Here is a 17,845-nt window from a genome sequence, read left to right on the forward strand (position 1 = left end):
CTACCGCAGGCGTTCCGGATATCGGGTAGCGCCGGGCCATGCCCGGCGAGCGCAGCGGCCACCGGACCGGAGCCTTACCCCAGATCGCCCAGCCGTGCCTGCAATGCCGCGATCGCGGCCAGGCCTGCGGTTTCCGTGCGCAGGATGCGTGGGCCCAACTGCAGGCCCTGGAAGCCTGCGGCCGCCAACTGCTCACGGTCACGCGGCGACCAGCCACCTTCCGGGCCGATCGCGATCACCACGCCGCCGGCTGGCGCCGCCTGCAGTGTCGACAGCCGGTGCGCTCCCAACGGGTCCAGGGTCAACCGCAACGTGTCGGCGGGCAGTGCCGCGCTGGCCTGTGCCAGCGACTGCGGCGGCCCTACCTGCGGAATGCGCGCACGTCCGGATTGCCCGCAGGCCGACTGCACCACGTTGTTCCAGTGCGCCACGCGTTTCTCCGCGCGTGCTGCATCCAGCTTCACCTCGGTACGTTCCGCGTTCACCGGCACGATGGCGCTCACCCCCAGCTCGGTGGCCTTCTGCAGGATCAGGTCCATCTTCTCGCCGCGAGCGATGCCCTGCAGCAGGGTGATCGTCAGCGGCGATTCGTTGCCGATCGGCTGCACCTGATCGATGCGCACCTGCACTTCGCGCTTGCCGGCCAGCGTCAGCGTCGCGGTGTAGTCGTGGCCATCGCCGTTGAACAGCACGCAGGTGTCACCCTCTCGCAGGCGCATCACCCGCACCAGGTGGTTGGCCGTCTCTTCCGGCAGGGTCACGGTCTGGCCGCTGTGCAGCGCCAGGTCGATGGGGCAGCGGGTCACGCGCATGCAATCGCCTCGTCGATGGCTGCCAGCGTCGTATGCGCCAGCAGCTCCAGTTGTTCGTCGTCCACGCAGTACGGTGGCATCCAGTACAGCACGTTGCCCAGCGGGCGCAGCACCACACCGCGCTTCAGCGCCGCCTTGTAGGCATGCAGCCCCAGCTTCAGCGCCGGATCGAAGGGCGTGCGCTTGTCGCCGTTGCGGGTCAGTTCGAAGGCCACCACCATCCCGGCCTGGCGCACATCGGTCACGTGTGGATGGTCGGCGAACGGTGCGGCCAGGGTGCCCATCACCGAGGCGATGCCGCGGTTGCGGGCGATCACATCGTCGTCGCGGAAAATGTCCAGCGTGGCCAGCGCCGCCGCACAGGCCAGCGGGTTGCCGGTGTAGCTGTGCGAATGCAGGAAGGCGCGTTCCCGCGAATCATCAAGGAAGGCGTCGTACAGCGCCTGCGTGGCCAGCACCGCAGCCAAGGGCAGGAAACCGCCGGTCAGGCCCTTGGACAGGCACAGCAGATCAGGCATCACCCCGGCCTGCTCGCAGGCGAACATGGTGCCGGTGCGCCCGAAGCCGGTGGCGATCTCGTCGGCGATCAGGAAGGCGCCATGGGCATCGCACAGTTCACGCACGCGCTGCAGATAGGCCGGATCGTGCATGCGCATGCCACCGGCGCACTGCAGCCGTGGTTCCAGGATCACCGCGCAGATCTCGCCCGGATGCTGGTCGAACAGCGTGGCCAGTCCGTCGGCGGCCTGGCGTGCGCGGTCGGCCGCACTCTGCCCGGGTTCGGCCAGGTAGGCGTCGGGCGAGGGCGCGAACAGGCCCTCGGCCAGCAACGGCGCATAGACGCGGCGATACAGCGGGATGTCGGCCAGTGCGAGGGCACCCAGCGTCTCGCCGTGGTAGCCGTTCTCCAGCGAGATGAAGCGCGTGCGCCGGTTCTCACCGCGGTTCTGGAAATACTGGAAGGCCATCTTCAGCGCCACTTCGACGCCGGCCGAGCCGTTGTCGGCGTAGAACACTTTGGCCAGCGGCGCGCGGCCGGGCTGGCGCGGCGCCAGAGCCAACAGGCGTTCAGCCAGGGTGATCGCCGGTTCATGGCCGAAGCCGGCCAGCATCACCTGCTCCAGCTGCCCGGCCTGGGCGGCGATGGCACCGCCGATGCGCGGCTCGGCATGGCCGAACAGGTTGGTCCACCAGCTGCTGACGGCGTCCAGGTAGCGGTTGCCGTCGTGATCGATCAGCCAGGCGCCTTCGCCGCGGGCGATCGGCACCAGCGGCAACGTGTGCGGATGCTCGCGCATCTGCGTGCACGGGTGCCATAGGACCTGGAGGTCGCGTTGCCGCCAGTGCTGGACCAGCGGAGAGGGGGTTGGGTCTGCTAGCATTTCGGGCTCATGAACATGTTGCTGCCTGCACATTCTATCGGCCTCGGCGCACGCGCCGGCTGCCACGGAGATTCCGCGTGAACGATGACCGCGCAAGGCGTCCTCTGCCGATCATCCATCGGATCACCGACGAGGAGAACGGGCCCTTCCAGCGCCAGCACCTGGACCTGGAGTTCTCCAATGGCGAACGCCGCCGCTTCGAGCGCCTGGTCAGCCGTGGCCATGGCGCAGTGGTGGTGGTGCCGATGCTCGATGATGAAACCGTGCTGCTGGTGCGTGAATACGCGGCCGGCATGCACCGTTACGAGCTGGGCCTGGTCAAGGGCCGGATCGATGCCGGCGAAACGCCGGAGCAGGCCGCCGACCGTGAGCTGAAGGAAGAGGCCGGTTATGGCGCACGGCGGGTCGACGTGCTGCGCGCGATGACCCTGGCGCCGACCTACATGAGCCATCAATCCTGGCTGGTGGTCGCACGCGACCTGTACCCGGAGAAGCTGGCCGGAGACGAGCCGGAGGAGCTGGAAGTGGTGCCGTGGAAGCTGGCCGATCTGGACCAGCTGATGCTGCGCGAGGACTTTTCCGAAGGGCGTTCGCTGGCGGCGCTGTTCATCGCCCGCCAGTGGCTGCAGGGAGCACGATGATCAAGCTGACCACGGAACTGCGCGAGACCGCGATCGCCATCGCCCAGGAAGCCGGGCAGGCCATCATGCAGGTCTACAGCAACGGTTTCGATGTGACACTCAAGGACGACGACAGCCCGGTCACCGCTGCCGACCTCGCTGCCGACCGGGTGATCCAGCAGGGGCTGCGCCAGCTGACCCCGGACCTGCCGATCCTGTCGGAGGAGTCGCCGCTGGTGCCGTGGGAACAGCGTCAGCACTGGGGCGCGTACTGGCTGGTCGATCCACTCGATGGCACCCGTGATTTCGTCAAGCGCAATGGCGAGTTCAGCGTCAACATCGCGCTGATCTACCAGGGCGCGCCGGCCTTCGGCGTGGTCCAGTCGCCGGTCACCGGCATTGTCTGGCACGCGATGCGGGGCGAGCTGGCGTATCGCCGGCAGGGCGTACATGACACCGTGCTGCGTACCCGTACACCCGCGACTGCGCCGCTGCGGGTCGCCGCCAGCCGTTCGCATCGCTCAGCCGAGACGAATGCGTTGCTGGCCCGGATGGGCGACATCGAGACCGTGGTGCAGGGCTCTTCGCTGAAGTTCTGCCGGATCGCCGAAGGTGGCCTGGATGTCTATCCGCGGCTGGGCCCGACCTCCGAATGGGATACCGCTGCCGGCCAGTGCGTGCTGCACGCGGCCGGTGGTGCGGTGCTCTCGGTCGGCACCGGCAAGCCGTTCCGCTACAACCGCCGGCCGACGCTGTTGAACGGCGAGTTCATGGCGCTGGGCGATACCAGCCTGCCGTGGCGGGACTGGTTGTCCGATTGATCCTGGAGAAACGCATGAGCACGCACGACACCCCTGCCACCGGCGACGCCAGCGCGGAGCTGGAGCGCCTGCTGGCCATCATGGCGCGCCTGCGCGACCCACAGGGCGGTTGTCCCTGGGACCTGGAACAGAACTTCGCCACCATCGCGCCCTATACGATCGAAGAAGCCTATGAAGTGGCCGATGCGATCGATCGAGGCGACCTCGACGACCTCTGCGATGAACTGGGTGACCTGCTGCTGCAGGTCGTGTTCCATGCGCGCATGGCCGAAGAGCAGGGCGCGTTTGCCTTCGCCGAGGTGGCGCGCGCGATCAGCGACAAGATGCAGCGGCGGCACCCGCATGTGTTCGCCGATGTCAGCGTGGACGATGCTGATGGTGTGATGCGCAACTGGGACGCGATCAAGCGTGCCGAGCGCGCTGCCAAGGGCGAGCAGGACACCTCGGCGCTGGCCGGGATCTCCCGCGGCTTGCCGGAATGGCAGCGGGCGGTGAAGCTGCAGTCTCGCGCAGCCAAGGTCGGTTTCGACTGGCCCGGCCCGCTGCCGGTGCTGGACAAGGCAGCCGAGGAACTGCAGGAACTGCGCGAGGAGTTCGAGCGCGGTGACATCGCCGGCAACAAGGCGCGCCTGCAGGAGGAACTGGGTGACCTGCTGTTTGTCTGCGCCAACCTGGCGCGGCATGCGGACATCGATCTGGGCGCCGCGTTGCGCGGGGCCAACCACAAGTTCGAACGTCGCTTCCGGTCGATGGAGGCACAGGCCGAGGCACAAGGCGATTCGCTGGCTGCACTCGATCTGGAGGCACAGGAAGCCCTCTGGCAGCACGCCAAGGCTACGGAAAAAGCGTGAAAACGCTGGGTCTGTTCCTGCTGACCGCACTGGCCGAGATTGTCGGCTGTTACCTGCCCTGGTTGTGGCTGCGCAAGGGCGGCAGCATCTGGCTGCTGCTGCCGGCGGCGGCCAGCCTGGCGTTGTTCGCCTGGCTGCTGACTCTGCACCCGACCGCCAGCGGCCGCGTTTACGCCGCGTATGGTGGCGTGTACATCGGCACGGCGCTGTTCTGGTTGTGGCTGGTCGACGGCATCCGTCCCAGCCGCTGGGACCTGCTGGGTGCTGCGCTCTGCCTGGCCGGCATGGCCGTGATCATGTTCGGGCCGCGGCAGCCGGTCTAATGGCCGCGTCTCCTTTCCTGTAGAGCCGAGCCATGCTCGGCTGCTCTTGTCCGGCGTGGCCGAGTAGGCTCGACTCCACGCAGCAAAGGCGCATGATGGAGCCGGTCATCGCCCCGGAGCATGCGCATGTCCCGCTTCGCCAGTTTCCGCGAGTTCTACCCGTTCTATCTCAGCGAGCACCGCAACACGATATCGCGACGCCTGCATTTCATCGGCAGCTGCGGCGTGCTGTTGCTGGTCGCCAGCGCCGTGCTGCGTGGGCAGCCGCTGCTGCTGTTGGCAGCACTGGCCTGCGGCTACGGCTTTGCCTGGGTCGGCCACTTCTTCTTCGAGAAGAACCGCCCTGCAACCTTCCGCCATCCGCTGTATTCCTTCATCGGTGACTGGGTGATGTTCGCCGACATCCTGCGGGGCAGGGTGAAATGGTGATGTTGCCCGGGGCGCTGGCCCGCGCTGCGTGATTCAACGCGCCGTGCAGCCCAGCATCGCCAGGTCGATCGAGTCGGCCATGCGCCGGTAGCCCTCGTCGTTCGGGTGCAGATGATCGCGGGTGATGTCCGCCGGCAATGACTCCGGCTGTTTCGGATCACGCAGCGCCGCATCGAAATCCACCACGCCATCGAAGCCGGTGTCCTTGCCACGCGCCCACTGGTTGATCGCGGTGCGGGTGGCGGCCGATGCCGGTTCGTAACGATCCGAATCGCCGAAGGGCGTCAGTGTGCCGAGATGGGCGCGGATGCCATGCGCGTGCAGCCGTGCCGCCACCTGGCGGTAGCCCAGCAGCATGTCCGCCGCGCTGCGCCCCGGCAGCGGCTGTGCACCGCCACCGTGGCGGATGTCATTGATGCCTTCGAACAGGATCACCTGGTCGGCGTCGGCCACCGCGATCACGTCGCGATCCAGTCGCGACAGCGCGCTGTGGCTGCGGCCATGGTCCAGCAGCTTGTTGCCGCTGATGCCCTGGTTGAGCACCACGAAGCGGTCCGGGCAGGCCTGCTGCAGACGCTGGCCCAACCGCTCGGGCCATTGGTTGAACGAGCCACGCGAGGCCGTCGCGCCCTCGGTGATGGAATCACCCAGGGCCACGATCACCTGCGGCCGATCCGCGCGCTGCACCAGCACGGCCGAGAACACATTCTGCTGGTAACCCACGCGCACGCTGTCGGCCACCGCATCCTGCTTGCCGTCGGCCACCCGCACCACGGTACGGCGCACCGCAGGGCGGGTGGGCTGCGGGAAGTACGCGGTCACGCTGATCTCCTGCAGGGCGGCGACCTGCAATGGCAACGCATCACTCAGCAGCGCGGCACCCACTGGTACGTCGATGGACGCGCGTCCATCGACGGTGACCGGCAGCGCTGCCGCCCTGCCATCCTTCAGGCGCACCCGCACCGCTTCCACATGCAGCGGCGTGGTGCCCAGCTCGTTGCTGATGCGCAGCCGCAGCGCATCGCCCTTGCTGCCCAGGCGCATGTCCTGGCGCACGGTCTGCGCGGCGAACTGTACCGGCGCATCGGCGCTGCCATCCTTGCGGTCAGGTGCGGGCGAAGCGGTCCAGGCGGTGACCCAGACCGGTGCGGCCAGCGCCACGGGGGCGGCCACGGCGCTGCCGATGGCCAGGGAAAGCACGGTGATCCAGCGCTGCATGGGCTTCGGTCCGGTCAGGAGAAGTAGGTGCCGCCGTTGACGTCCAGATTGACGCCGGTGACGAACGCTGCCGCGTCCGACGCCAGGTACACCGCCGCATCGGCCGCTTCGTCCGGCTGGCCCTGGCGACGCAGTGGCGTCGCGCCGGCCACCGCCGTGCGCACTTCCGGCTTGGTGAATTCATCATGGAAGCGCGTGGCGATCATGCCGCAGCACAGCGCATTCACGCGTATGCCCTTCGGCCCCAGCTCCTTTGCCATGGCCCGGGTGAAGGTCATCACGCCGGCCTTGGCGGTGGCGTAGATCGCCGCGCCAGGGCCACCGCCATCGCGACCGGCCTGCGAGGCGAAGTTCACGATCGCCGCACCTTCGCCCATGTGCGGTACCACGGCGTGGGTGGTCAGGTAGGTGGAGGTCAGGTTGAGGTCGATGACCTTGTGGAAGAACGCCGGGTCGATGTCGGCCAGCGGACGACGCTCGACCATGCCGCCGGCCACGTTCACCAGTACGTCGATGCGCTGGCCGAATGCCGCCTGGGTTGCTGCGACCAGGCCGGCCACCGCGGCCGGATCGGTGACGTCGGCGCGATGGGCGATGGCCTGGCCACCGGCCGCCTTGATCAGCGCCAGCGTTTCCTGCGCGCTGGCTTCGTCGTTGGCGTAGTTGAGGCAGACGCGTGCACCGGCCGCAGCCAGCTTGATCGAGACGGCACGGCCGATATCACGGCCACCACCGGTGACGATGGCCACCTTGTCCTGGAACGACATGCGGGAAACTCCTTGGTTTGCGGGGGAATACGAGGGAAAGGGGGGCTCAACCGTCGTTGCGGTCGAGCTTGTGGATCGGTCCGGTCCACCACCACAGCGCCACCAGTGACAGCGGCACCAGTGCGGCGACGAGGATGAAGATCGGTGCATAGGAATGGCGGGTCAGCACCGGCACCAGCCAGGTGGTGATCAGGGTGCCGGCCACGGCGGCCAGGCCGCCGAGACCGGCCAGCGTGCCGACCGAGCGGCCGTCGAACAGATCGCCGGGCAGGGTCTGGATGTTGCCGATGGCAATCTGGAAACCGAACAGCACCGCAGCGATTGCCAGCACCGCAAACAGCGGCTGGTTGGCCAGTACCGCACCGAGCAGAGCCGGTGCCATGATCACGCAGCCCAGCGAAATCGAAAGTTTGCGTGCGCGGTCCACGCCATGGCCGGCGTTGATCAGCCGCCCCGACAGCCAGCCGCCGCTGAGGCTGCCCAGCATGGCGCCGACGAACGGCACCCAGGCGAACAGGCCGATCTGCTTGATGTCGAAGCCGAAGGTCTCGGCCAGATAGATCGGCAGCCACGATACGAACAGCCACCAGATCGGATCCAGCAGGAAACGGCAGGCCAACATGCCCCAGCTCTGCCGGTGGGCCAGCAGCGATCGCACGCTGACCTTGGGCGCATCCGCGCGCTGCTGGCCGGCCTGGTCTTCCATGATCAGGCGTCGCTCGGCGTCACTCACCCACGGGTGCTTGTCCGGGCCGGCGCGATAGACGAACAGCCACGGCAGCAGCCACAGGAAGCCAAGCGCACCGACCAGCACGAAGGTGCCGCGCCAGCCCAGCCACAGGTACAGGCCGGCGATGGCCGGCGCCGAAACGATGGCGCCGATGGACGCACCTGCGTTGAAGATGCCCTGTGCGAGGGCGCGCTCACGCGCGGGGAACCATTCGGCGTTGGCTTTCACCGCACCGGGCCAGGCGCCGGCTTCGCTGACGCCCAGCATCGCCCGCACTACGCTGAAGGACAGCATGGAGTGGGTGACCGAATGCAGCGCGATCGAGATCGACCACACACTGATCGACAACGCGAACCCCAGTCGCGTCCCGATCATGTCGAACAGGCGCCCGAACAGGAACTGGCCAGCGGCGTAGAACAGCATGAACACCGTTACCAGCAGCGCGTAGTCGTCCTTGGTCGCGCCGACCTCCTTGGCGATCTCCGGCCACATCACCGCCAGCGCATTGCGGTCGATGTAGTTGATCACCGTGGCCACCGCGATCAGGCCGACGATCAGCCAGCGCACGGCCGAGCGTACCGGCACCTTGCGCAGCGTGGCCACGGCCGAGGGGCCGTTCATCGCGCGTCACCCTTGCTGCGGTCCATGCGCGCATGGCTGCCACTCCAGCGGTAGGCATGGCCATCCACCGTCACGCTGTGTTCGCCCTTCGCATCGCTGTCGTCGGCCACGCCCAGTGCGATGCGTGCGCCGCTGGCCAGGCGCAGTTCGAGCACCTCGGCATCATTGCCGCGCGTGCGGACGATCTGCTTGATGCGGCTGTCGGCGCCGTGCACGTACTCGGCGGTGCCGTTGTACTCGCCATGCGGCTCCAGCACGCTGAAGAAGGTCACGTCCTTCTGTCCTTCCACGCGCTGCAGCAGTGCGGGTTCGCGGCGCAGGTTGAATTCGGGATCGTTGGCACCGCTTTCCACCAGCAACGCCTGCGATGGCGCGCTGCTGCCGAAGCGGTAGGTGTAGAAGCGTCCGTCGAGCAGCCACGCCAGCGTGCGCGGCTCACTGCCGGCCTTGCTGCGTGCGTCCAGCCACAGGTGCTGGTAGCCGTTGTCGCCGCCGAGCACCGGGCGCTGGGTGGGGAAATGCTCGGCCTCGAAACCGGTGGTGACGATATGGCCGTTGAAGTGCAGCGGCAGGTCGTAACGCGCGGCCTTGTCGCCGTGCACCTGCAGCAGGTCCAGCACCACCGGCAGGCCCAGTTCGGGGTGGCGCAGCAACGCCTGGGTGCGGGTGAAGACCACGCCCGGATAGGCATCGCGCATCGTCGCCGAGGCGATCTGGGTATCTGCGTCGGCCTGGAAGAAGCGCACCTGCGGGGCGAGTTCCTCACCGCGCTTCCAGTCGCCCTTGAAGTGGCTCTGCTCGTTCACCACCAGGGTGTTGTGGGCCACGGTCTGCTTGGCCCAGCTGCGGTTCTCGGCCAGGTAGATGCCACCACGCTTGGCTTCCACGTTGAGGAAGCGTGCTGCGCCGTAGTCGGTCACCACGGCATTGCCGTTGTCGTAGAACAACCAGTTGAGCTTGTCGAAGTGGCCGTGGCCCATGCCCTGCATGGTGTCCTTCTGCACCAGCGCTTGGCCGCGTTCGCCGCCCATGCGCAGGATCGCCAGACCGCCGCGTTCACCGTCCGGGCCATCGCGCAGCAGCATCGGCCGGTAGTCGAACGGTTTGGCCTTGTTGGCGGCCAATGCCTGCGCCACCTGCAGGCCTTCCGGCGACAGCAGCAGGCGTTTCTGCTGCTGCGCGACCGACAGCAGGCGATCATCGCCGGCCTGCGCATAGGCGATGCCGATGCCGGCCACCAGCTCTTCGGTGTCGATGCCCTTGTCCAGGATCGCATCGTTGATCGGGAAGAACAGGCCGTCGTAGCTGGTCTGCACCAGCACGTCCACCGCCTTCAGCAGCACGCCGTCGCGGCGCGCGAAGATCTTCCGCTGCGGCTCGTTGCGCTCGATCGCGTTGGCGAACAGCAGGAACGGCGCCAGCGCATAGCGCTGGTAGTACGGGCCTTCCTCGTAATAACCATCGGGCGAGAACAGCAGGTCGATCTGCCGCAGGAAACCGAACTGGTCATCCTTGCGGCTGCCGCGCAGCGATTTCTCCACCAGCTCCGGATCGCGCAGCACGTAGCCGGTCATGCCGGTGGCGGCCACCGCCCAGGTCGCGTGGTTGTGGATCTGGTCGTAGTTCTTCGGCTCGCTGGCCAGGAACTCGGCCATCGGCCGGAACACCTGCGATTCGATGGTCTGCCGATCCTGCGGCGACAGCGCATCGCGGATCGCGTCGTAGCCCTGGATGGCGTTGACCAGCCAGACCGAATCGTTGAGCACCTGCCAGAACACCCGGCCGGGAATCTGCCCGCGTCCTTCCGGGTGCGGGCCGAGGGTCGGGTAGAGCTTGGCGTACTGCAGCAGCATGTCGCGCGAATAGGTGACATAAGCCTTGTCGCCGGTCAGCCGGTACAGGGTGCCGGCGGCCAGCAGTGCCTGGTAGTTGCGCTTGTGCTGCTCATGGGTGCGACCGCCACCCTTGTCCTTCGGCACCGGCACGTCGGTGCCGGCCTTCATCATCTTCTGCAGCGATTTCTGCGTACGCGCCTGCTCCTTGGCGAACCACGGATAGCGGCTGCCCTCGCTGGCCATCTGTTGCCACTGCGCAGCGGTCACCAGGACCGGCGCGGTATCGCCTTGTCGCGCGGCTGCAGCAGGTGCCGCGTGCAGCGGCGCCGTCGGCATCAGGGCGAAGGGAGCGGCCAGGGCAAGGGCGAGCGCCAGGCGGTGGGAACACAGGGACAGCGGCTGCAACCTCATCGATCAACTCCGGTGCTGGTGCGTGTCAGGGCAACCTCGCCCACCTTGGGATACCAGTCCACCCCCGTCTGTTCGCGCGGGGTCATCGCCAGCGCCGGATCGGCGCCGATGGTGGGCAGGGGCGTTGCCGGCACCCACAGACCGTTGGCGGCCTGCTGCAGGGCGATGCTGGCGCTGCTCACCCCGCCCGGAAATACGCTGCTGGCCTGCGGCGACTGCACGTTGTTGCTGAAGGCGATGCCCGCCAGCGAGCTGGCTGCATTCGGTGGATTCTTGCTGGTGCGGTTGACGATCAGGTTGCCGCTGAAGTGGCTGTTGCTGGCCGCGACCACGATCCCCTTGGCCTCGTCATGGCCCACGCCGAAGCTGATCTTCGCCACGTCGACAAAGGTGTTGCGGCTGATGGTTGCGTTGACCACCGGCGCATAGCCGGACAGTGGCGGATTGGCCTGTGCATCCATCACCGCCAGCGCCGAACGGTTGCTGGAGCCGGCCAGCCGTTCGAAGTAGTTGTTGCTGACGGTCTGGTCGGCATTGATGATGCGCACGCCGCCGGTGCCGGCCTTGTCGTCGCCGAGGAAGAGGTTGTCGATCACCCGGTTGCCGTTGCCGTGGCGCAGGGTCAGCGCGCCGGCCGAACGATAGAACACGTTGCCGCGGAAGGTGTTGCCGCCGGACTTGTTGGAGACGATCTCGGTCTCGCCATCGCAGCCCTCGAACCAGTTGTTCTCCACCGTGCTGTTGGAATCGCTGAGCGAGGTGTCGCTGGTGCCGACGCGGATCGTTTCGCCGCCATTGACGCCCAGCGCCGGGCGCGGGCCGAACCAGTTGTGGTCGATGCGGTGCTGGTTGTCCAGGCCTTGGGTGGCGTCGCGCACCACCACCACCGTCGGACCGGCGTTGGTCTTGCCGCGCAGCTGGCTGTGGTCGAGGCGGTTGTTGCTGCCGTACAGCGACACCCAGTAGTCCTGGTCGCTGCCATCGGGGTTGCTGTAGTCGTCGATGACCAGCCCGGTGACGCGACTGTGGCTGGCCACCGCCTTGCTCGACTCGCGGAAGGCCACCACTGCGTCGCCCGGGGTGTAGCCGTTGCGGAACACCAGGTTGGAGACCTGCAGGTAGCTGCCGGCCAGGCGCAGGTCCGACGCCCCGCTGAGGATCACCTTGCCCGGCGTCTGCGCGCGCAGCACGATCGGCGCGGCGGCCGTGCCTTGGCCCTTCAGCAGCAGGCGCGCGTCGGTCCAAGTGCCATCGGCCAGCACGATCTCATCACCAGGCTGCAGCGCGGCAGCGGCGGTGGCGAACGCGCCGACGTCGTGTACGAGCCAGCTGGCAGCTGTTGCCGGCGAACTGGTTAGGTATGTTGCCAGTCCAATTGCCAGGCAATAACCAAGGGTAGTTTTCGAAAGGCGGTGCGAAGTCGATTGAATGCGCATGAAGTCCTTCCAGAGACGGCGATGCCGAGGTTTCAGAGTGGGTGTGCATACCACTTGTTGGGTGTGTTGTAAGCCACGTTGCGCGCAAAGTCATGCTGCATCAGCACATGAAATGGCGGGCAACCGGTCTGAATCAAAGGTATTACGAAAAATCCAGTCCAGTTGGTTGACATTTGTGTGTCGGCGTGTCGAAGCTGCGTCCCACGCCTACCGTCCGGGCGATCCTTTGGGAGGAGGAAAACCATGCGGCAACCTGCCGGAGCTGTACGTCGTACACCGTTGTCACCCACACCGCTGATCGTGGCACTGCTCGCTGCGCTGGCCGCTTCGCCGGCCGTGCAGGCGCAGTCTGCCGCTACCGGTTCCGGGCAGGACGCCACCACCCTGGACCAGGTCCAGGTCACCGGCATCCGCGAGTCGATGCAGAGTTCGATCAACAAGAAACGCGACGACACGGTGATCGCCGATGTGTTGTCGGCCGATGACATCGGCGACCTGCCCGCGCCGTCGCTGGCCGATGCGATCGAAACGCTGACCGGTGCCGCCTCGACCCGCGACAAGACCGGCGCGTCGGAAATCTCGATCCGTGGCCTTGGCGCCTTCCTCAGCAGCACCAACTTCAATGGCCGCGAGATCACCAACGGCAGCGGCGACCGCTCGGTGAACTTCAACATGTTCCCGGCCGAGCTGATCAATACGGTGGCGATCTACAAGACCCAGCGCGCCGACATCATCGAAGGCGGCGTTGCCGGCACCATCGGGCTGGAGACGGTCAAGCCGCTGGAGTACGGCAAGCGCTCGGCGCAGATCGATCTGCGTGGCAGCTGGGCCGAGTATGACAAGAAGTACCGCGACGACGATGGCATCGGCTATCGCGGTACCGCCAGCTACATCGACCAGTTCGAATTCGGCAACGGCCAGAAGCTCGGCATCTCACTGGGCATCCAGCGGCTGGAGGGCACCGACCCGGAGGAGAGCATCACCAGCGGCTCCACCTGGTATGCCTGCGATGGCAGGCAGAACGTGGCCAATGCCAACTGCAGTGAGGTCAGTGCGCAGGCCATCGCCAACGGTGCACCGTATTACCTGGTGCCAAGCAGCCGCATCTATCGCCTGAAGCAGGAACGCAATGATCGACAGAGCGAGTTCGCGGCGATCCAGTGGCGGCCCAACGACGTGGTCGAAGTCAACCTCGATTTCGAGCATACCGAGCGCAACTGGGACGAGAACCGCAGCGACCTGAGCCTGTCCAACGCACGCCGCGGCATCACCCAGCGCGACGTGGACGAGGACGGCATCGTCCGTCACCTGCATGGCAGCACCTCCATCGATTCGACCTCCAACCGCTACTGGCGCGGCGAGGAATACACCGGTGGCGGCCTGAATCTGATCCTGCGTCCGAGCCCCGCCTGGGAGCTGTCCACCGATCTTTCCTATTCGCATACCAACCGCCTGGACAGCGAGCGCATGACCCGGCTGCGCGCCAACCAGCGCGACGTCAACAACGTCATCGTGCCGGGCATCAGCAGCGGCGCCACCGGCTATGTCGACTACGACTGGGACTGGCATGGCGAGGTGCCGAGCGTGGCGCTGGCACCGAACTTCGATCCGAACAACTGGGATGCCTACACCGGTGCAGCGCGGGTGACCTCCAGCGCGACCGAGAACGACCACAAGATCAAGGCTGGCCGCTTCGATGCCAGCTTCATGCCCGAGTCCGGTTTCTTCACCCGCATCAAGGGCGGCGTGCGCGCCAGCCAGGCCGACTACCGCCTGCGCGACAACACCCTGGTGACCGACTACGACCAGCGCGTTGCGGCCGACAAGGCGAAGATCATTGCCGCCAACCGTGCCTGCCGTGCACCGTTCCCGCAGGATGACTTCATGGATGCGGCCAGCGGCAACACGATCTCCTCGTGGGCGTACTTCGATCCGAGCTGCCTCTATGCGTCGTTCCGCGGCACCAGTGACAGCGGCCTGGACCCGGATTTCCAGGATCCGAACAACGTCGATGTGACCGAGAAAACCCGCGCGCTGTATCTGATGGGCGAGTTCAGCAGCACGCTGTTCGGGCTGCCGGTCACCGGCAATGTCGGCCTGCGCTGGGTCAAGACCGACGTGCGCTCGGAAGGGGTGCGCACCGACCTGGCGATCATCGACAACGGCGATGGCACGATCCGCCTGCAGCCCACCGGCGACTACACCACCCAGGTGTTCAAGGCAGGCAACGACAAACTGCTGCCGAGCCTGAATGCCGCCTTCGAGCTGAAGCCGGACCTGCTGTTGCGGGTGGGCGCGTACCGGGCGATGTCGCGCCCGGATATCGCCGCACTCGGTGCGGGTCGAACCATCAATGTCAGCAGCGATGCCACCTATACCGGCCTGGCCGACGCGCTGGACGACATCAGTGCCAGCGGCAATCCGGCCGCGCAGCCGCTGATGTCCTGGAACGGTGATGTCTCGCTGGAGTGGTATGCCAACCCGGACACGCTGCTGGCCGGTGCGGTGTACTGGAAGCAGTTCAACGGCGGCACCGCCACCGCGCTGGTGCCGGAAACCTACACCATCAACGGACAGACGGTGACCGTGCCGGTGCGCCAGCAGGTGACCACCGACGAGGACAGCACCCTGACCGGTATCGAGCTCAGTGCCACCCACCGGTTCTCGTACCTGCCCAAGCCGTTCGACGGCCTCGGCTTCAAGGTCAGCTACAACTATGCCGACGCCGACTACCAGACCCAGGATTCACGGCTGGGCGAGCAAGTGGCCGCCGATGGATCGATCATTCCGGCCATCGTGCCGCCGGCCGGCCTGAGCGGCTTCTCGCGGCACGTGCTGTCCGGTTCCCTCTACTGGGACGTGGGCCGCTTCAACATCCAGGCCATCGGCAAGTTCCGCTCGCATTATTACCAGGACTTCACCGGCAACACGGCGCAGCAGAACCGCTATTACGATGACAACACCAGCGTCGACCTGCGCCTGCGTTACCGGGTGAACAAGCAGCTGTCGCTGTCGCTGGAACTGATGAACCTGACCAACGAACCGCGTGTGGCATACCAGCCGCTTTACGGGAATTTCCGCGAGGTGGTGAGCTACGGGCGGCGCGCGTATTTCGGTGTACGATACAAGTTCTGAACAGGGCGGCGCGGCCAATGGTCGCGCCGTCGCTCCAACCGGACCCGCACCGTGCCCGGTGGCCGGGGACGGGCCCGGAGGGAACCGCCAAGGGTCAGCCGCATGTCCGCCAACCGTCTCTACCAGACCATCGCCGCCAAGCTCCGCAAGCTGATCGAAGATGGCGAATATCCGTCGGGTTCGCGCCTGCCGGGCGAACGTGAACTTGCCGAACGCTTCGGCGTCAGCCGGGTCACCATCCGCGAGGCGGAAATCGCCCTGGAAGCGCAGGGCTGGATTGCGATCCGCATCGGCTCGGGCGTCTATGTGAAGCCGCGCCCGGCCCAGGCTGCCGGTGGGCTGCCCGATATCAGCGCCTTCGACCTGACCGCGGCGCGTGCCGTGTTCGAGGCAGAAGCGGCCGCGCTGGCAGCAAGCAACATCGATGAGGCCGGCATCGCCGAGCTGCAGGTGCTGGCCGAAGCGTTGTGCCGGCGTGACCTCAGCGATGAAGAGGCCGGCGATTACGACCGCCGCTTCCATCTGACCATCGCCCGCCTGTCGGGCAATCCGGTGGTCGAGTATTTCGTGCAGCAGATCTGGCGCATGCGCAGCGAGCTGCCGCGGGTGACCGAGGTCTATGCCCGGGTGTGCCATGACGATGGTGCCAGCCGCGCCGACGAGCACATGGCGATCTTTGAAGGTCTGCGTGCGCGCGATCCGGTCGCCGCACGCAACGCGATGCGGCATCACTTCCAGCGCCTGTTCGAGGCGATGCTGGAGGCGACCGAAAGCCAGGCCCTGGCCGAGATCCGCCGACAGACCCAGCAGGACCGCGAGCGCTTCCTGGCCACGACCCGGATCTGACCGGGTTCATCCGGTAAAGCCGGGCCACGCTCGGCTGCATTGCGCTGGAACGTGCCGCACCCGCATCGCCTGCATCCACGCGCTATGCTGGGCTCCGGACGTCTCCCATAAGGAAAGCGCGATGTTCCCGACCATGTTCTTCAGCGCGGTACTGGCCTTCGTGGCCGTGGTCATCCTGTTCAAGGCGGTACGGATGGTGCCGCAGGGCTATGAATGGACCGTCGAACGGTTCGGCCGCTACACCCACACGATGTCGCCCGGTCTGCACTTCCTGATCCCGATCGTCTACGGGGTGGGGCGCAAGGTGAACATGATGGAGCAGGTGCTGGACGTGCCCGGACAAGAAGTGATCACCAAGGACAACGCTGCGGTGCGCGTCGACGGCGTGGTGTTCTTCCAGGTACTGGACGCGGCCAAGGCCGCCTACGAGGTGTCCGTGCTGGAAGTGGCGATGATCGCCCTGGTGCAGACCAACATCCGTACCGTGATCGGCTCGATGGACCTGGATGAATCACTCAGCCAGCGCGAGGTGATCAACGCCAAGCTGCTCAGCGTGGTCGACCATGCAACCAATCCGTGGGGCGTGAAGGTCAACCGCATCGAGATCCGCGACATCCAGCCGCCGCGCGACCTGCTCGATGCGATGGCACGGCAGATGAAGGCCGAGCGTGAGAAGCGCGCGCAGATCCTCGAGGCGGAAGGTTCGCGCCAGTCCGAGATCCTGCGTGCCGAAGGCGAGAAGCAGGCCACGGTGCTGGAAGCGGAGGGGCGGCGCGAGGCTGCGTTCCGCGATGCCGAAGCCCGCGAGCGCCTGGCCGAAGCCGAAGCCAAGGCGACCCAGGTGGTGTCGGCGGCGATCGCCGACGGCGACGTCCAGGCCATCAACTACTTCATCGCACAGAAGTATGTGGAAGCGTTCAAGGAACTGGCCACGTCGCCGAACCAGAAGCTGGTGCTGATGCCGATGGAGGCCAGCGGCGTGATCGGGTCGATCGCCGGCGTGGCCGAGCTCGCCAAGCAGGCCCTGTCCAACCAGGAAACCCGGCCGCCGGCGAAGCGGCCGCCGCCGATTGGAGGCTGACATGCGCTGGGAAGTCGTTGCCTGGGGTGCGTTGGCATTGTTGCTGTTCGCCGCCGAAGCGCTGGCGCCCGGCGCGTTCATGCTGTGGATCGGTATCGGTGCGGCGGCGGTGTTCGCGCTGGTAGCGGTGTTCGCCGATATTCCGGTGCTGTGGCAGGTGGTCGCCTTCGTGGTGCTGAGCGTGCTGTCGATCCAGTGCTACCGGCACTGGGGCAAGCCGCGCGCGCGGCAGAGCGACGCGCCGCTGCTCAATCGCCGCGCTGAACAACTGGTCGGGCGGGTGGTGCCATTGCAGCAGGCCATCGTCGGCGGGCAGGGCCGGGTCAGCATCGACGACGCGTCGTGGCAGGTGAGTGGGCCGGAGCTGCCGGCCGGCACGCTGGTGCGGGTAGTGGCGGTGCAGGGCAGTGCGCTGGTAGTCGAAGCGGCCGGCTGAGTTTTCCAGCCAACGGCGCAGCCCCTCGTGGGTGGTCGCTGAAAGCAGATGCTGGGTTGGGTCGGGGGGGGGGGGGGGGGGGGGGGGGGCG

The 17,845-nt window shown here is 66.7% G+C and carries 16 protein-coding genes; 9 read left to right on the forward strand and 7 right to left on the reverse strand.

What is annotated here, in order from left to right:
* Positions 1 to 74: 74 nt before the first annotated feature.
* Both ACFX4F_RS16895 and bioA read right to left on the reverse strand, forming a co-directional pair.
* Entirely contained in the window at positions 75 to 812 is a 738-nt protein-coding gene (locus tag ACFX4F_RS16895; protein WP_099818843.1) for a 16S rRNA (uracil(1498)-N(3))-methyltransferase, read from the reverse strand.
* Positions 803 to 2,194 carry an adenosylmethionine--8-amino-7-oxononanoate transaminase gene (bioA, locus tag ACFX4F_RS16900; RefSeq protein ID WP_243379878.1) on the reverse strand — a complete coding sequence of 464 codons (1,392 nt, stop codon included), beginning with the start codon at positions 2,192 to 2,194 and terminating at the stop codon, positions 803 to 805. The genes ACFX4F_RS16895 and bioA overlap by 10 nt, the downstream gene beginning before the upstream one ends.
* Before the next feature lie 77 nt (positions 2,195 to 2,271).
* Between bioA and nudE the strand changes: the two genes are divergently transcribed.
* The 5 genes from nudE (at position 2,272) to ACFX4F_RS16925 (ending at position 5,238) form a co-directional block, all read left to right on the forward strand.
* The gene (gene nudE / locus ACFX4F_RS16905; RefSeq protein WP_265953449.1) at positions 2,272 to 2,835 is read left to right on the forward strand and encodes an ADP compounds hydrolase NudE; all 564 of its coding nucleotides are present in this window, start codon (positions 2,272 to 2,274) and stop codon (positions 2,833 to 2,835) included.
* Positions 2,832 to 3,635 carry a 3'(2'),5'-bisphosphate nucleotidase CysQ gene (cysQ, locus tag ACFX4F_RS16910; protein ID WP_099818846.1) on the forward strand — a complete coding sequence of 268 codons (804 nt, stop codon included), beginning with the start codon at positions 2,832 to 2,834 and terminating at the stop codon, positions 3,633 to 3,635. Before nudE ends, cysQ begins: the two co-directional genes overlap by 4 nt.
* Before the next feature lie 14 nt (positions 3,636 to 3,649).
* On the forward strand, positions 3,650 to 4,486 hold the full coding sequence (gene mazG, locus ACFX4F_RS16915) for a nucleoside triphosphate pyrophosphohydrolase (RefSeq protein WP_380657318.1): 837 nt from the start codon (positions 3,650 to 3,652) through the stop codon (positions 4,484 to 4,486).
* Positions 4,483 to 4,809, forward strand: a complete 327-nt coding sequence (locus tag ACFX4F_RS16920; protein WP_099818848.1) for a YnfA family protein — start codon at positions 4,483 to 4,485, stop codon at positions 4,807 to 4,809. The genes mazG and ACFX4F_RS16920 overlap by 4 nt, the downstream gene beginning before the upstream one ends.
* Positions 4,810 to 4,935: 126 nt before the next feature.
* Positions 4,936 to 5,238, forward strand: a complete 303-nt coding sequence (locus ACFX4F_RS16925) for a DUF962 domain-containing protein (RefSeq protein ID WP_100460088.1) — start codon at positions 4,936 to 4,938, stop codon at positions 5,236 to 5,238.
* 33 nt (positions 5,239 to 5,271) lie between these two features.
* Here ACFX4F_RS16925 and ACFX4F_RS16930 read toward each other — a convergent pair whose 3' ends face one another.
* The 5 genes from ACFX4F_RS16930 to ACFX4F_RS16950 are packed head-to-tail and all read right to left on the reverse strand — an operon-like array spanning position 5,272 to position 12,256.
* The gene (locus ACFX4F_RS16930) at positions 5,272 to 6,456 is read right to left on the reverse strand and encodes a GDSL-type esterase/lipase family protein (protein ID WP_380657321.1); all 1,185 of its coding nucleotides are present in this window, start codon (positions 6,454 to 6,456) and stop codon (positions 5,272 to 5,274) included.
* 14 nt (positions 6,457 to 6,470) lie between these two features.
* Complete coding sequence (locus ACFX4F_RS16935; protein ID WP_099818850.1) at positions 6,471 to 7,223, reverse strand: SDR family NAD(P)-dependent oxidoreductase; 753 nt, start codon at positions 7,221 to 7,223, stop codon at positions 6,471 to 6,473.
* 46 nt (positions 7,224 to 7,269) lie between these two features.
* Complete coding sequence (locus ACFX4F_RS16940; protein WP_380657324.1) at positions 7,270 to 8,574, reverse strand: MFS transporter; 1,305 nt, start codon at positions 8,572 to 8,574, stop codon at positions 7,270 to 7,272.
* Complete coding sequence (locus ACFX4F_RS16945) at positions 8,571 to 10,820, reverse strand: oligoalginate lyase (RefSeq protein WP_380657326.1); 2,250 nt, start codon at positions 10,818 to 10,820, stop codon at positions 8,571 to 8,573. The genes ACFX4F_RS16940 and ACFX4F_RS16945 overlap by 4 nt, the downstream gene beginning before the upstream one ends.
* Positions 10,817 to 12,256: a polysaccharide lyase 6 family protein gene (locus ACFX4F_RS16950; RefSeq protein ID WP_380657328.1), complete on the reverse strand. Its 1,440-nt coding sequence runs from the start codon at positions 12,254 to 12,256 to the stop codon at positions 10,817 to 10,819. The genes ACFX4F_RS16945 and ACFX4F_RS16950 overlap by 4 nt, the downstream gene beginning before the upstream one ends.
* A 243-nt stretch (positions 12,257 to 12,499) precedes the next feature.
* Here ACFX4F_RS16950 and ACFX4F_RS16955 point away from each other — a divergent pair, with 243 nt between their 5' ends.
* The 4 genes from ACFX4F_RS16955 (at position 12,500) to ACFX4F_RS16970 (ending at position 17,754) form a co-directional block, all read left to right on the forward strand.
* Positions 12,500 to 15,391: a TonB-dependent receptor gene (locus ACFX4F_RS16955; RefSeq protein WP_380657330.1), complete on the forward strand. Its 2,892-nt coding sequence runs from the start codon at positions 12,500 to 12,502 to the stop codon at positions 15,389 to 15,391.
* Between the two features lie 102 nt (positions 15,392 to 15,493).
* Positions 15,494 to 16,237 (forward strand): FadR/GntR family transcriptional regulator, encoded by a 744-nt coding sequence (locus tag ACFX4F_RS16960; protein ID WP_099818855.1) that lies wholly within the window; start codon positions 15,494 to 15,496, stop codon positions 16,235 to 16,237.
* Positions 16,238 to 16,358: 121 nt separating this feature from the next.
* A complete protein-coding gene (locus tag ACFX4F_RS16965; protein ID WP_025877782.1) occupies positions 16,359 to 17,318 on the forward strand; it encodes an SPFH domain-containing protein in 960 nt (319 codons plus the stop codon).
* A gap of 1 nt (position 17,319) precedes the next feature.
* Entirely contained in the window at positions 17,320 to 17,754 is a 435-nt protein-coding gene (locus ACFX4F_RS16970; RefSeq protein WP_099818856.1) for an NfeD family protein, read from the forward strand.
* Positions 17,755 to 17,845: the final 91 nt, after the last annotated feature.

It is taken from the genome of Stenotrophomonas sp. YIM B13575 (assembly GCF_042787595.1).
GTDB classification, from domain to species: domain Bacteria; phylum Pseudomonadota; class Gammaproteobacteria; order Xanthomonadales; family Xanthomonadaceae; genus Stenotrophomonas; species Stenotrophomonas lactitubi_B.